Source organism: Neobacillus sp. YIM B06451, from assembly GCF_032667185.1.
Classification (GTDB): Bacteria; Bacillota; Bacilli; order Bacillales; family Cytobacillaceae; genus Bacillus_D.
On the sequence record NZ_JAVFKJ010000005.1, the window covers coordinates 76,535 to 91,688 of the forward strand.

At 45.1% G+C, this 15,154-nt stretch carries 12 protein-coding genes; 2 read left to right on the plus strand and 10 right to left on the minus strand.

Features of this window, described 5'->3' with window-relative positions:
• Positions 1-7: 7 nt before the first annotated feature.
• From RB160_RS11515 to RB160_RS11550, 8 genes are all read right to left on the minus strand, one after another.
• Positions 8-1,390 carry an O-antigen polymerase gene (locus tag RB160_RS11515; protein WP_316570468.1) on the minus strand — a complete coding sequence of 461 codons (1,383 nt, stop codon included), beginning with the start codon at positions 1,388-1,390 and terminating at the stop codon, positions 8-10.
• 12 nt (positions 1,391-1,402) lie between these two features.
• Positions 1,403-2,464, minus strand: coding sequence for a non-hydrolyzing UDP-N-acetylglucosamine 2-epimerase (gene wecB / locus RB160_RS11520; protein WP_316570470.1), 1,062 nt, complete (start codon positions 2,462-2,464; stop codon positions 1,403-1,405).
• A gap of 65 nt (positions 2,465-2,529) precedes the next feature.
• Entirely contained in the window at positions 2,530-3,963 is a 1,434-nt protein-coding gene (locus tag RB160_RS11525; RefSeq protein ID WP_316570472.1) for a lipopolysaccharide biosynthesis protein, read from the minus strand.
• Between the two features lies 1 nt (position 3,964).
• Positions 3,965-4,696 (minus strand): acyltransferase, encoded by a 732-nt coding sequence (locus RB160_RS11530; protein WP_316570473.1) that lies wholly within the window; start codon positions 4,694-4,696, stop codon positions 3,965-3,967.
• 125 nt (positions 4,697-4,821) lie between these two features.
• The gene (locus RB160_RS11535; protein ID WP_316570474.1) at positions 4,822-6,135 is read right to left on the minus strand and encodes a nucleotide sugar dehydrogenase; all 1,314 of its coding nucleotides are present in this window, start codon (positions 6,133-6,135) and stop codon (positions 4,822-4,824) included.
• Between the two features lie 240 nt (positions 6,136-6,375).
• A complete protein-coding gene (locus RB160_RS11540; RefSeq protein ID WP_316570475.1) occupies positions 6,376-7,128 on the minus strand; it encodes a hypothetical protein in 753 nt (250 codons plus the stop codon).
• Positions 7,129-7,230: 102 nt separating this feature from the next.
• Positions 7,231-8,343, minus strand: a complete 1,113-nt coding sequence (locus RB160_RS11545; RefSeq protein WP_316570476.1) for a DegT/DnrJ/EryC1/StrS family aminotransferase — start codon at positions 8,341-8,343, stop codon at positions 7,231-7,233.
• A 490-nt stretch (positions 8,344-8,833) separates the two neighbouring features.
• Complete coding sequence (locus RB160_RS11550) at positions 8,834-9,913, minus strand: glycosyltransferase family 4 protein (protein WP_316570477.1); 1,080 nt, start codon at positions 9,911-9,913, stop codon at positions 8,834-8,836.
• Between the two features lie 352 nt (positions 9,914-10,265).
• On the opposite strand from RB160_RS11550, the gene secA2 reads away from it, so the two are divergent.
• Positions 10,266-12,638, plus strand: coding sequence for an accessory Sec system translocase SecA2 (secA2, locus tag RB160_RS11555; protein ID WP_316570478.1), 2,373 nt, complete (start codon positions 10,266-10,268; stop codon positions 12,636-12,638).
• 20 nt (positions 12,639-12,658) lie between these two features.
• Positions 12,659-13,549 (plus strand): accessory Sec system S-layer assembly protein, encoded by an 891-nt coding sequence (locus tag RB160_RS11560; RefSeq protein WP_316570479.1) that lies wholly within the window; start codon positions 12,659-12,661, stop codon positions 13,547-13,549.
• Positions 13,550-13,654: 105 nt separating this feature from the next.
• On the opposite strand, the gene RB160_RS11565 is transcribed toward RB160_RS11560, so the two are convergent.
• Both RB160_RS11565 and RB160_RS11570 read right to left on the minus strand, forming a co-directional pair.
• Entirely contained in the window at positions 13,655-14,329 is a 675-nt protein-coding gene (locus tag RB160_RS11565) for a C40 family peptidase (RefSeq protein WP_316570480.1), read from the minus strand.
• 232 nt (positions 14,330-14,561) lie between these two features.
• Positions 14,562-14,969, minus strand: coding sequence for a hypothetical protein (locus RB160_RS11570; RefSeq protein ID WP_316570481.1), 408 nt, complete (start codon positions 14,967-14,969; stop codon positions 14,562-14,564).
• Positions 14,970-15,154 lie beyond the last annotated feature (185 nt).

Consider the following 15,154-nt stretch of genomic DNA (forward strand, 5'->3'; position numbering starts at 1 on the left):
TTTCCTCCTATCGCCCTACTCTCGATCTTCTATGCCGGAGGAAGGCAAACAAATCGATTCGCAAGCGAATAAATACCATAATTCCAACAAACAGGACCGTAATCATGATCCAGATTGGATTAAATAGAAAATCGGCGAAGCCGCCGACAAGGGTCCGCGGGATGTTGACGGTAAAATAAATGAACAGGCACAAGAACACAGGATTTTTCGGCAGCCTTAAAAATACAATATACAATGCCTGTACGAGGGTGGCAATATACACTGTCCCTGCTATTACACCAAGCATGCCAAAATTGGCGTATGCTTCAGCGATGAATAGAGTATTCAACACACCAGCCGTACCTTGTTCTACCTTTTCCGGGAAGACCCTTTCCATGACAAGCCTTGCGGAACGGACCTGATCGATATCGAACAGCCCGATCAGTGAGGATGGAAGGCTTCTTCCTTCAAGGAAAGGCCTTGCTTCATTGAATGTATCGAAGTGCAGGAAGGTCGGCGCAATCTGCGCGAAAATCATCCTGCCGATCGGTCCTGAATTATAGGACAAATACGCATCGATATTGGTCACGCCCTGAATTACGATGTACATGCCGACTAACAGAACAGCACCGAGAGAGCCCCAAGCGAGAAGCCTGCCCCACGTAAAGCGCAGCTTGCCGATATAAAGCATCAGCAGCATGAACATGATGATGTAAAAGAAAATAGGTGATTTTGCAAGGTCGTAGACATTGATCAGGACGGCTCCGCAAAACAATACCGCAAAGAGCACCTGCCATTTCGGATCCTTTGTTCTCGCGGCGTACACATACGCCACAAGGGAAAGCATTGGCGTAAGCGCGATCGCGAAAATATTCCTGATCAGCACATTGCCCCCAAAGTTCCGCTGGGCGCTAATCCGCAATTCCCCCGGCGAGAGTCCCGACCGGTTCAGGACAAGATCGAGAATCGGGATATGCGTTGTTTTCAGCATCGTATAGGCAATCGCTGCCAGCGAGACGAGCGATAGGCCAAGGAAGATCAGAAAAAAATCCTTCCTTCCAGCGAAAGGAAGTTCAACCTCCTTTTCCAGATAGGCGTTATATTCCTTTTTCGCATCAAACCCGGCGAGCCTTCCGACCAAATACATGACAAGCGGAAACACAATCATCACAAACGAAATCGCAAAAAAGCCGACGTACCGGTTGTAATCAAACACCATCCTATTGATCATGTAATAATCGTCGACGCCCATCGCAATCAGAAGTGCCCCGATATAGCTGGAAATGAAAAACGAATAGTAAAAAATGATTGAATTCATATTCGGCTTTAAAAGGCTCAGGCTCCCGCTTGCCCTCGTAAAGAAATAGATGGAGCCTGAAAGGACAACAAGCCAGATTAGGAGAAAGAGCATAGCCTGTCCACCTTACGATTGGGTTTCAATGATTTCAACGATTTTTTCGGACGCCATCCCGTCCCCAAATACATCCTTATATGATGGCTCCACATTCTTTTGGACAGCCTCAAGAATTTTATCGACGGAAGTCCCGGCGATGATATTCGCATCCTCTTCAAGCGTCTCGACCCACTCCGTCTGTTCGCGGACTGTAATGCACGGAACCTTCATAAAGTAGGCTTCCTTCTGGACGCCGCCTGAATCGGTAATGATTTTCTTCGCGTTTGAAACGAGTGTAAGCATGTCGAGATACCCGACTGGATCGATCAGCTTCAGGTTTGGAATCGCGTTCACATCAATACCATAGGAGGCGAGCTTGTTTTTAGTCCTTGGGTGGAGCGGCCACACTTTGACTGTATCGATTTTCGAGAAGGCCTCAAGGATGTTTTGCATATTTTGTACGTCATCCGTATTTTCCGCGCGGTGGATGGTTATGAGATGATACCCCTTCTTCTCAAGTCCATTATCCTCAAGGATTGTCGACTTTTCTTCGGCAATCGCGCGGTTGTACAAGACCGCATCATACATGACATCGCCGATATTGAAGACGTTCCGTGTAATATTTTCGTTCTTAAGGTTTTCGACGGCTGTATCGGTCGGGCAGAAAAGGAATTCTGAAACATGGTCTGTCATAATCCGGTTGATTTCTTCGGGCATTTTCTTATTGAAGCTGCGCAGTCCGGCCTCGATGTGGATGACTGGGATATGGAGTTTTGCGGCAACAAGCGCGCCTGCCAGTGTTGAGTTGGTATCTCCGTAAACGAGCAGATAGTCCGGCTTTTCATCTAGGACGATTTCTTCAAGTTTCTGAAGCATTTCGCCTGTCTGCTTGCCGTGGCTGCCGGATCCGACTGCCAGGTGGTAATCAGGCTTCGGGATGTTCAATTCTTCAAAGAAAATATCGGACATGTTCGGGTCGTAATGCTGTCCGGTATGGACGATAATCTCTGTATGCTTTTCACGCAGTACACGTGATACAGGAGCAGCTTTAATGAATTGCGGGCGGGCGCCAAGTACTGTAATAATCTTCACGGATTTGCCTCCTTAAACAGGTGTTATTTTACTTTTATTATTATCGGTTTTATTACTTTTTACCTTTAGCGGGCTGGGGCCTCTGCCGCCTTTTTCCTTAAGTCCTTGTCGACACGGCTAATGACAATTGCGGCCACAACAATCAGCCATGCTAGCCCCTGGTATGCCCAGCTAAGGCCGTTTTCCTGGACATAGATAATGCCGATAACCGCAGCAAGCATTACGGTGAACAAAAACGACATTTTTCCGAACGATACAGGCACGTAATACTCCTTCTGGCTTTTCCGGAAAATGAAAATAACCGCCAGCATATAGGAGATAACGTAGGATGCCACCGCTCCCCAAATTGAAAATGTTGGAATCAAGGCAACGTTAAGCACTACATTCACCACTGCAATGATGCCGAATGCAAGGGAAATAAAAGATGTCTTTTTGGTGAAAAACAGCCCTGATGAAATGATCAAGTAATAAAAATTCAGGAACACAGCCGCCGACACTAGGCCGACATATTTATATGCCTCATAATACCCCTCGCCGAGAATCCGGATGACCCAAGGCATCGCAGTAGCAATCGCCATAATGCCAAAGATCCCAAGCAGCAACAGTGCCATATAAATTTTAGAGAACAAGAGCGGGCTTGACGGCTTGTCCTTTATGTTCATTGAATAAGGGCGCCATGCCATCTGGACGCCGCTTGTCAGCAAGGTTATGATCATGGCGAGCCTTGTCGCCGCACCGTAGATTCCAACCTCCGCCATTGACTGGAACGCCTGGAGGATAAATACACTCAGGTTCGCAATCACCCAAAATGCGAGTGAAGCAGGTACGAGCGGCGCCGCGTATTTAAGCATTTCCTTCATCATATGCATGTCGATTTTCGGCTTCAAGTATTTCCAGCTCGTAGAGAGCATAAGCAGGAAGATAAGCCCAAAACCCGCAAACCTGCCCCAAAGGATACCCGCGGCTGACTGCATCATATATTTTAGGAAAAGGTAGGAAAAAACAGCCATCAATAACATTTTTGCGACTGTATAAATCACTACTTTTTTGGTCTTGAAATCAAAGCGCATAACCATAAGGACGACAATTGTCACTGTATCGACAAGCAGCGTGGCGATTGAAATGTACAGTAGGTCAACGTGGGAACTATCCCCTTTAAAGAGCATCGCGGAAATTTGAGGCCCGGCAGTAATCACCGCGAGCGCGAGTAGACCGACAATTGCAAGGCGGAAGTACATGACATTCCTGACATGCTGGAGCCTTTTTTCCTTGTCCTTTGTGTCGAAGTAATAATACGACAACGCCGAGTCGGTTCCGAAAATGATCAGGAACGTCAGCATCGCTGTCCATTTATCAATAATTTCAAGGTAACCGTACTTGGTTGTGGACAGGAAATTCGTGTAAATTGGCAGCATGATGAACGCGATTAGCTTTGTTCCTACATTCATAAATGCGTAAAGGAGCGAATCCGCTCCTAAACGCTTAAATTGGGCCAGCACCCTATAACAGCTCCCGTTCATCCACGGAACGGACAAACTTGGCCGGAACACCCTTTATAAGAGCTTTCGGCTCGGTATCCTTCGTCACAAGGGCGCCGGCAGCCACAAATGTTTCTTCCTCGATTGTAATCCCAGGCAGAATGATCGATGCCCCACCGACCCTTGCACCCTTTTTAACATAAGCGCCTTTGATTTTATCAAAACGCTCTTCTGTCCGACCCATGAAATTATCGTTTGTTGTCGTAACACAAGGGGCAATAAAAACATGGTCCTCAAGCGTTGTATAAGCAGTGATATATGAGTTGGACTGGATCTTCGTCCGGGTGCCGATTTTAACGTAATTTTCAACGGTAACACCGCGGCCAACAATGACAGCTTCGCCAATTTCAACATTTTCCCTGACGCTTGCAAGGTCCGCTATCAATGTGCCAGGGCCGATTTTCGCTCCCCTATACACAACACAATTAGCGCCAATCGTTACATCATCCGCAAGTTCAAGTGGCGGCAATGTTCCGGTAAGCTTGACTGTGCTTGTTTTCCCCGGCTTTGGCGGTTTGCCGAGCACAGCTCCATCAGCGACGGTTGTATTTTCCCCGATAATGGTCCCTTCGTGAATTGTCACTCGGTTGCCAATCACCGCGCCGGAACCGATACGGACATCTTTTTCAATAACAGTAAAGTGACCGACTGAAACATCAGAGCCTAGGAATGCAGAAGGATCGATATAATTCATGAAAGAATCTCCCTTTTGAATGTTATGTAGGCAAGGGCCGGCTTTTCCCCGGCCCCTGCGGCTTTCTATATCAGGCTTATCGCACCTGTTGCGGTACTATTACAGCTTTACACACTTGTTCATTTTTACAGCTTTACGTATCTGTTCGGTTTTTCAACATCCTTCAACGCGTTGCGGGTATCGAAAATAACCTTGCTTTCTTTTGCAATCATATCGTAGTCAAAGTCGGAGTGGTCGGTAGCGATCAGGACTAAATCGGATTCCTGAAGCAATTCCTTCGTCAAACCGACTGTTTCCATCTTCATGTTGCAAGAACGGAAGCTTGATACATACGGGTCAACGACTTTGAAGTCCGCGCCATGGTGGTTCAGAAGCTCGATAATCTTCAAGACCGGCGATTCGCGGACATCATCAATGTCCTTCTTATACGCGACTCCAAGTACGGCGACCTTCGCGTTGCGGAGCGCTTTTCCTTCATCATTGAGGATTTGCATCATCCGGTTGATGACGTATTCCGGCATCGCATTGTTGATTTCGCCTGCAAGCTCGATTAAACGAGTATGGTAGTTGTATTCACGAGCCTTCCATGTCAAATAGAAGGGGTCGATTGGAATACAGTGGCCGCCAAGCCCTGGGCCTGGATAGAATGCCATGAAGCCATATGGCTTTGTTTTAGCCGCATCAATCACTTCCCACACATCAATGCCCATCTTGTCGCAAAGGATGGCCATTTCATTGGCAAGCGCGATGTTGATATGGCGGAAGGTATTTTCGAAAATTTTCTCCATTTCGGCGATTGCCGGCGAAGAAACCTCGTGGACATCTCCTTCAAGAACGTTCCGGTAAAGGGCAGCAGCAACTTTTGTACAGTTTGGCGTGATGCCGCCGACAACTTTTGGTGTATTCTTCGTTTTGAACTGCTTATTGCCCGGATCAACACGTTCAGGCGAGTAGGCGATGAATACTGTTTCGCCTGTAACAAGGCCTTTGGATTCAAGGGCAGGCTTAACAATTTCTTCGGTTGTGCCCGGGTAAGTTGTCGATTCAAGGACAACGAGCATTCCTTCATGGGCGTATTTCGCAATTTCAGTTGCGGAGCTTTTCACGTAGGAAGTATCAGGCTGCTGATAAATGTCAAGCGGCGTTGGAACACAGATAGCCACGGCATCCACTTCCGTGATACGACCATAATCAGTAGTTGCTTGAAGAAGGCCGTTGTCGATCATTTCTTTCAATTCAGCATCAACAACGTCACCAATATAATTGATGCCCATATTGACCTGTTCAACACGAGCGGCCTGGACATCGAAACCGATGACCTTATAGCCTGCCTTTGCCTTTTCAACCGCTAGCGGCAAGCCAACATAGCCAAGACCGACAACTCCGATAACTGCTTCCTTATTTTCAATCTTTTTAATTAGATTTTCATATGAACCCATTGATTTCTTCTCCTTTACTTTGCGAATCACTGGACTGGCTGTTTCTTTGAAAATTGAAGCCGGTTTTGAATTTCTTACCCGGCAATCGCCTCGTCATGCTCAGGCGCAATTTTTTGTTAGTTTATCATTTAATCATTGTGGAATTCAAACCATCACCTTTTTGGTTTCCGGCTCATTACATTTATCCCGCAGTAGAATCCCACTTTTGGAAGCTTATTTTATCATTACCTTCCTATTCAATTAATCGAGAAATGAGCCTTTCTCCTTATAAAACTTTCGTGCATCTGATAGGTATTTCATCAAGGTTAAGAGTGCCACAGTCAGGATCAATCCGAGGATGATTCCGATCGCCAGGCTTTCCGGTATATAGGATTTTGCCTTGTAGACCTCGGCCGGTAGGATTTCTGGGTGGGAGAAGAGGGCGACGTCGCCTTCCTTTTTATCGGCCCGTTCAGCTGCCCTATATCGTTCATCCATGGATTTTCCGATCAACTCCCTGTATCCTTCCTGATCGTACGTATCATCAGAAGCGGCCAACCTTTTTTCATAAAGAGCCAAATTAGAGTCCAGCGTCTCTACCCTTTTTTCTAGCGATGTATGCTGCTTTTTCGTAAGTTCTATCCTAAGTTGGGCGTTTTTTTTCAGATCGGTGAAATACTGGTTCCTCACCTGATCAAGTACTTTCTCCGCCTCAGTGTTGGACTTTGCTTTGACCGTAAACTTCACCTTGTCTCTTTCAGGAACGTTAATTGCTAGCCCTTTTACATCCTGATACTTAGCCTCAATAATCTCAGGGTCTGTAAGTTCCTTTTGATTAACATTGCCTGTAAAGACCGTCCCTTCAGCTATATAGCCACGGCTATCGGCTTTCAAAATATAGACCGCCGCCGCTATTAAGACTGCTGTCACAAGCGGGATAATCACAAAGAGCCATTTTCTTTTCCAAAAATACACCAGGTATTCATATAAAACGTATTTCTTTTCTTCCGCCAATTCGGCACCATCCTCTACAACGTTCTTGGAAAGTTGCCATTGCGTTTTGGCGCAAAGGCAAGCAAAGAAAACGCCCCCGAGTTAGGCGACGTTTTCCAGTCATTATTTATTGTAAAATTCAGCAATTTTCGAAACGACATACTCCTGCTGTTCCTGCTTCAATTCCGGGAACATTGGAAGCGAAAGCGCTTCATTTGCCGCCTTTTCAGCGAGCGGCATATCCCCTTCCTTATAGCCCAGGTTTTTAAAGACAGGCTGTACATGAAGCGGCAGCGGGTAATAAATCATTGTTGCCACACCTTGCTCTTTAAGATAAGCCTGAAGCTCATCGCGGTTTTCGGCACGGATGGTGTACTGATGGAACACATGGTAGTTCCCTTCCACCTCAACTGGAACCTGCACATGGCCGCCAACCTTTTCCTGTAAAAGCCGTGTGTATTCAGCGGCTTTTTCACGGCGAAGTTCGCCCCATTTAGGAAGGTGCGGGAATTTCACGTTCAGGATTGCCGCCTGCATTTCATCGAGCCTGCTGTTGTAGCCCAGGACATGGTGATAATATTTCGGCTTGCTTCCATGGACGCGGATGACACGCATTTTTTCAGCCGTATCATCATTGTTTGTAACGACCATGCCAGCATCTCCGTACGCGCCAAGGTTTTTGGTAGGGAAAAAGCTGTAGGTCGCAGCATCGCCAAGCTCACCAACCGAATGCCCGTTTTGCTTGGCCCCGATTGCCTGAGCAGCGTCTTCCACAATAAATAGATTGTGCTTCTTCGCGATTTCCGCCAATTTCTCCATATCTGCCATTTGGCCGTACAGGTGGACAGGAATGATGGCTTTTGTTTTATCTGTAATCGCTTCCTCGACTTTTACCGGATCGATATTGAAGGTTACCGGGTCGATATCAACGTATACAGGCGTCGCTCCGGCACGGACAATCGCTCCGCCGGTCGCAAAGAAAGTGAATGGGGTTGTAATGACTTCATCCCCGGGACCCACCCCCAATGCCTGCAGGGCTATATGTATGGCATCACTGCCGTTCGCGCATCCTACCGCATGGGCGACATTACTGAATTCGGCAACATCTTGTTCAAGTTTCTTCACGTTGCTGCCCAGAATGAACTGCGAGGAGCTCATCACTTGATCCAGCACGTCCAGAATTTCAGAACGAAGGCCCTGATATTGTTCACTAAGATCGAGCATAGGCACTTTCATAGGTAAACCTCCAATAGTGTAAAATCGGCATGTTTTTTTATAAAAACATGTCTTAGTTTAACATATTTTCCGTATTAAAAACCGCCATACTTTGACAAAAAAAGCATAACTTTTTCGATAGGGTCCATAACCTGGAAAAAATAATCGGAAACACACTTATTTTTGCATAAAACAACGTAAAAGGGAAATAATTTCTTACTAGAAAATTAACTGGAGAGCGGCAACACGCCGCAACCTAAAAATCGGGCTAAAAATTCAGCGTTTGAACAAATGAAGCTTGATGCATCCACGCTTCATTCTATCCTTTTCGCAAGGAATGCGTTCACTGCTTCATTGCACATAAAAGGCCCGGCTGCCGCCGGGCCCGGACAGGCTTGCAAGTTTCTGGAAGCCTTGGTATTTAATTTAATCGCTTTAATATTCATGAACATAGCCTTCAGCTTTATGGATTGCATAAAAGCTGGTATTGCAGGCAATCATAAGAAAAAAGTTAGTAGCGCCTTCCGCCAACCGGCCTTTTTTGGGTCAGCTTTTTGAAAAGGCCAAGAATGGGCTTGTACTTCACATGCACAATGCCAATTAGTTCGGCAATCACTTCCGTAATCACGAGAAGGCCGAAAATGATGAAGATCGAACCCCAAAGCGTCGATTCGGATAGAAGAACCGCGGCCGCGCTGAACAAAATGCCAAATGCATAAATGGCAAGCACTGTATTGCGATGTGACAGCCCCAACTCAAGCAGCCTGTGGTGAAGGTGCGATTTATCAGGCGCCGAAATGGGTTTTCTATTTACAATCCGGCGGATAATGGCAAACGTGGTATCAAATACCGGAACCCCGAGTATAATAATCGGGACAAGGAAGCTGAACAGCGTAACACTTTTATAAAGCCCGAGCAGCGACAAAATCGATATGGAGTAGCCGAGGAACAAGGCTCCGGTGTCTCCCATAAATATTTTTGCCGGATGGAAATTATAAAACAGGAATCCAATGATGCTTCCCAACAGGATAAGTGAAAGCGTGAAAATGAGCGCCTTTCCCGCCAGAGCGGCCAAAATGGCAATTGTGGCAATCCCGATTGCGGAAACCCCTGCCGAAAGTCCGTCAAGCCCGTCAATCAAATTGATGGCATTTGTAATGGCAACAATCCAGAAAATAGTCACAGGATAACTCCAAAGCCCCAATTCGAAGCTGCCAATATACGGAATCGTAACGAGATCAATTTTCAGCCCGCTTGCAAGAATAAGCGAAGCAACGATGAGCTGGCCGGCAAATTTTGTTTTTGCGGAAAGTTCAAATTTATCGTCAAGAATCCCAATTAGAATGATTAGGATTGCTCCTACGCTGATTGTATTAACTTTTTGTTCATAAAGGCCGCCAACTAGATAGCCGGCAATTACTCCAAGGAATATGGCAAGCCCGCCTAGGCGGGGCATAATTGTCTGATGGACTTTTCTTTCGTTCGGCTTGTCGATTGCTCCAAACCAAACGGCGAATTTAATGACTAGTGGCGTGAGTACCAGGACAGTTATCAATGCAGCAAAAAAAGCCAGGATAGCTTGTGTGTACATTCATCATCACCTTTTGTAGGTTTGTTTTAGTCTTCCTCAACCAATCCTATCGTATCACATCTCACCGGTTAAGCAATGATTTTTTAATTGGGATGTATCATTATGGAACTCACTCGGCAAACTAATTAAGAATAGTCTGCCTGCTCCCTTATATTACCCGCCCTTCCCAATCCAAAACTGTGCCCCCTTCTCCTTATTACGACGTTATTCTCACGTGAAAAGTTTCACCAGGAACCGGAAGCCCATTCTTATCCCCTGGTAAATTATCCCCCTACCCGTTTTCGACCATTTCCTTCCTATGTATGGTATAATGCGTCTAGACCATTCTATACCTACACAGGAGAGAAAAAGTATGCTAGCCAAGGTTAAAATGCTGTTCAGCGACAGCAACCGGGAAATTAAACGTTTATCGAAAATCGTCGATAAAATTAACGCACTTGAAAAACACTTCGAAAAACTCAGTGATGAAGAATTAAAAAACAAAACCCAATTTTTTATGGAAGAATTGAAAAAAGGAAAAACACTTGATGATATAAAAGTTGAGGCTTTTGCAGTTGTCCGGGAAGCATCCAAGCGCGTCCTAAATCTTCGGCATTTTGATGTCCAGCTGATTGGCGGGCTCGTCCTTCATGAAGGAAGTATTGCCGAAATGCAGACAGGCGAAGGAAAAACGCTGGTCGCAACGTTGCCAAGTTATCTTCACGGACTTGAAAACAAAGGCGTTCATATCATTACAGCGAATGAATATTTGGCTAAGCGGGACTTTCAACAAATGGGCAAGGTCCACGAATTCCTTGGATTAAAGGTTGGTTTGAATATTTCCGAACTGCCGCCCGATGTCAAGCGCGATGCCTATGCTGCCCATATTACGTATGGGACGGGAACTGAGTTTGGTTTTGATTATCTGCGCGACAACATGGTGTTCAAGATGAATGACAAGGTACAACGTCCGCACCATTATGCGATTGTCGATGAAATTGACAGCATCCTGATTGATGAGGCTCGCACTCCGCTTATCATTGCCAACAAATCAAGCCATGGTGCCGATTTGTTTTACATTACAGCAGAATTGATGAAAACCTTTGAAGCCGATTCCGACTATGAACTCTTCTCGGAAACAAAGCAAATCTATTTGAAGGACAATGGCGCAACTAAAGTCGAAAAGGCGTTTGGCATCGCGAACCTTTATGACGCCGAGCACCAAGACCTTTTGCATAATGTTGTCCAGTCACTAAAAGCAGCGTTCATTATGAAGAAGGATGTCGATTATATCGTCAAGGATGGGAAAATTGCGCTGATCGACAAATTTACCGGCCGGATTATGGAGGGCAGGACTTTCAGCGAGGGTCTCCACCAGGCGCTCGAAGCAAAGGAAGGCCTTGAAATTTCGGACGAAAACGAATCACAGGCGACCATCACCATTCAGAACTATTTCCGAATGTATAACAAGCTTTGCGGAATGACGGGGAGCGCAACCCCTTCCAAGGAAGAGTTCCTTGAAACATACGACCTGCACGTTGTCTCAGTGCCGCCGAACCGGCTAGTCCAAAGGGTCGACTTGGACGACCTTATTTACAGGGATAAAAAATCGAAGATCCGCCGGATTATTGAAGAAGTCCAAACAGTCCATGCAACCGGAAGGCCGATCCTGATCGGGACAACTTCGATTGAACAATCGGAATTACTGTCAAAACAACTGAAATCAAAACGGATAAAGCACCAAATCCTAAATGCGAAAACCGAGGAAGATGAGGCCGCGATTATCCAGACAGCCGGACAGAAGGGCCAGATTATGATTGCAACAAATATGGCAGGCCGTGGAACCGATATTGTCCTTGGCCCGGGCGTCAAGGAACTGGGAGGGCTCCATATCATCGGAACCGAGCGGCACGAAAGCTTCCGTATTGACATGCAGCTAAGGGGGCGTTCAGGGCGCCAAGGGGACCCAGGCTCATCCATTTTCATTATTTCCCTCGAGGATGATCTTTTCATCTATTACGATGAGGAAGAGATGGAACGATACCTCAAAAAGGTGAAAACGGATGAAACCGGACTTGTCCTGTCACCTGATCCGCACAAATTTGTTCTCAAGGTCCAGCAGACAGTCGAATACGCCCACCACTCTTCTAGGAAGCATATTTTAAAACTCGACAATGTCCTGGATAGCCAGAGCAAGGTAATTTATTCGATGAGGGACCGCGTCCTTAAGGCTGACCCAAAAGACATTTTCCCTGAATTAACTGGGTATATAAAGAACTATATTACCTCTGTCGTGGACAAGTACTGTGTGAACAATGACGAAACTTCAGCCGGCTGGAATTTGAAAGCCCTTATTGATGAACTCCGCTTTGTATTCATTCACTTTGATATAAAGATAGAGGACATTGAAGATATTTCGCGTGATGAAATACTCGCGAGGATGATGGAGGAATACGCAGTCCTTGAAAGAGAAATTCTTTCGTTGCAGGAAGACGAAGATCTTGGCAAACAGCTGAAAATCTTCCTATTGCAAATGATTGATATGAACTGGATCCAGCATCTGGTACTGATGACTCAATACAAAGATGCGGTAGGCCTGCGAGGCTACAGCCAGGAAGACCCGTACCGCCTGTTTGAATTTGACGCACTCCGGGAATTTAACGAGCTCTTGTTCCAAATTGAATCCGGTGTGACCATCCGATTTATAGAATACATTAAGAGCCAAAACAAATTCCAGCCGGAATGACGCTAGGGGGAAACAGACCGATGGCTTTATTTGAGAAAAAAGAAGAAGAAACCGAGAATACTAATGAAACAGTTTTAGAAGAAGTGGCTAGTGAATCCGAAGAGGAGAAGTTTGTACAAACTAGCCTCATTTTTCATCCCGACTGGGAGATAACGAATTCTGAACGCTATATATATATGTATCAACACCAGCAGCTTCCTCCACTGAAGCCAAATCAGATTTCGATAGACGGCATAAAGCTTTTAAATTATAACAATGGCTTTGTTATAGTAGCCTTCTTACGGAATACACTGGACAAACCAATCAGCTTTCAAGCAATCAATCTTATTCTCTTGGATGGGGAAAGAAATCCCGTTGCTAGAAGGAAGTTCGAACTTGATACACTAGGAGAACTTCCTGCGCATTCCTGTGTCCCTTGGAGATTCCTGTACGAAGAAGAAGATAAGCTTGGTGAAACACTACCGGAGGAAGGATGGAGTATTGCTTTTGAAATAATTCAATCTCCGTTGGATGCGCCCCACAGGCTTGACCTAGCTCCAAGTTGGGAACAACAGCTTCCTGAAACACATAAAGAACAGCTAAAAAAAATTATCGAAAGCCTTCCTAAGCTCGGGCCCACTGACATAAATATTATGGGATTCAAGGCGGAATATTCCGAAGAAGGCCATCTCGGAATCACAGTCCTAATCCGAAATGGGAGCGATAAAGAACTTCAATTCCAACAGCTTCCTCTTGCAGTCCAGGATGCGGGTGGTGAAATTGTGGCAAGAGGCGTCTTTAAGCTAGAAGATTTTAAAGTACGTCCGAACTCAACCCGCCCATGGACATTTGTATTCTCTAAGGACCTTATCTTAAAAGAAAACCCTGATTGGTCCAGTTGGAAGGTTTTCATGCCTACACAAAAGCAATAATACTTAGCAGCCCCCTTTATCAGAGGGGCTGTTTTTTATTATTCCTAATTAATCGCCAAAACAAAAAACCTCCTATTCATTATTTGATAGAAGGTTCCGCTCTATTTAATTGCCCGCCGGCTTAAATTCAATATGGGTTGCAATATTCGTTATATAAAGCTGTGAGCCAAGGTTGAATTGCCCGCCGTAAAGTGAGTCGCTTCCATATACACGGTATGTTTCACCAGGATTGAGGACTCTTACTTCCTTTAACTTACCGTTTTCGTCACGCTGCCAAAGGTTGACTTTCTTCTTTATGTAGACTTTTCCGATTTGTCCATCCTTCATAGGAGCAGGCTGTATGTATCTTCTCGCGCCAAGGTACCTTTTCTTGTAATAGCTTTCATTCAAACTGGAGATTGCTATTCCCTTTGGTGATGCATGAATGAATTTATTGTCTCCGAGATAAATTCCGGAATGGGATGGTCCAGCTTTATATGTAGTGAAGAACAGCAGGTCGCCGGGAACCCTGTCAGCCGGATCGATTTTTTCCCCCTGGGCAAATTGGTCCGCGCTTGTCCGTGGAAGGTCAACTCCAAATTCACTATATACATAGGAGACATAGCCTGAACAATCGAACCCTGATGGTGTTGTGCCCCCCCATTTATATGGTACACCTAAAAATTTTTGCGCAAAATCCGTCAAATCCACAATTTCTGAAGCACCGGCCTTTTCTTGGCCTGCGGTTAACAAAGCTATGATAAGCACCAATACGAATGGCAATCTTCTAACCTTCTTCATCAGCAACCCCCGAAAAATCTCTCTATGTCGATTTTGTGAAAATTATGTAATTTCTTACAACATATGTTTATTTTAGTATAGGAGGTTGCAAGAGTCTATTTCACTAGTTTTACAAATCTCGCTTTTATGTTACATTTTGGTTACAGAAGGTTTAAATTGTGTCGAAATCGGGGAAATGGGTACGTTAGGTAAAAATAAAAAGGCAAGCCCGCTAAACGAGCCCGCCGTTTGTTCAGCTGAATTCCGGCCAGTTTTTCTGGAATTCATCGCCTTCGATTTTTTCAATTGTACGGTATTTAAAGGGGAGCAGTTCCCCCTCTGGTTTATCAATAAATTCCTTTGCCAGTTCAAACGGAATCAAATCATATTGGTCTTTGTTTTCCGCAATAAAGTATACGCCCAAAATTTGTCCCTTTGGTTTCAGGTCCAAATTCAGGAATGCCGGATAGTACGATAGGTCACTGGATTCCAGTACAGCTTTGGCTGTAACGGTTCCATCTTCCTCTATTTCAATCGCATCATTACTAATTTTGTCGAGCGCTTTAACCGCCCATCCCTGCTTTTTATATCCTCCAATAATTTTCGGAGGGTTTTCCTTCAATTGTTCCAAAAGCTCATTTTGCCCGTCTAAGTGTTCCATTGCTTAATATACTCCCTCCAGCTCCCAAAAATAGTGGATACATTAATTAGAGATTTTATAGTAAATATGCTTTTTTAGCATAATCAATATTAACAAAATTGTAAACATATCATCTTATTATTAACATAATCGCATGTAAACTGCAAACATCCGTTTCTAATCCCTTTTACTCAGAATAATCAAGG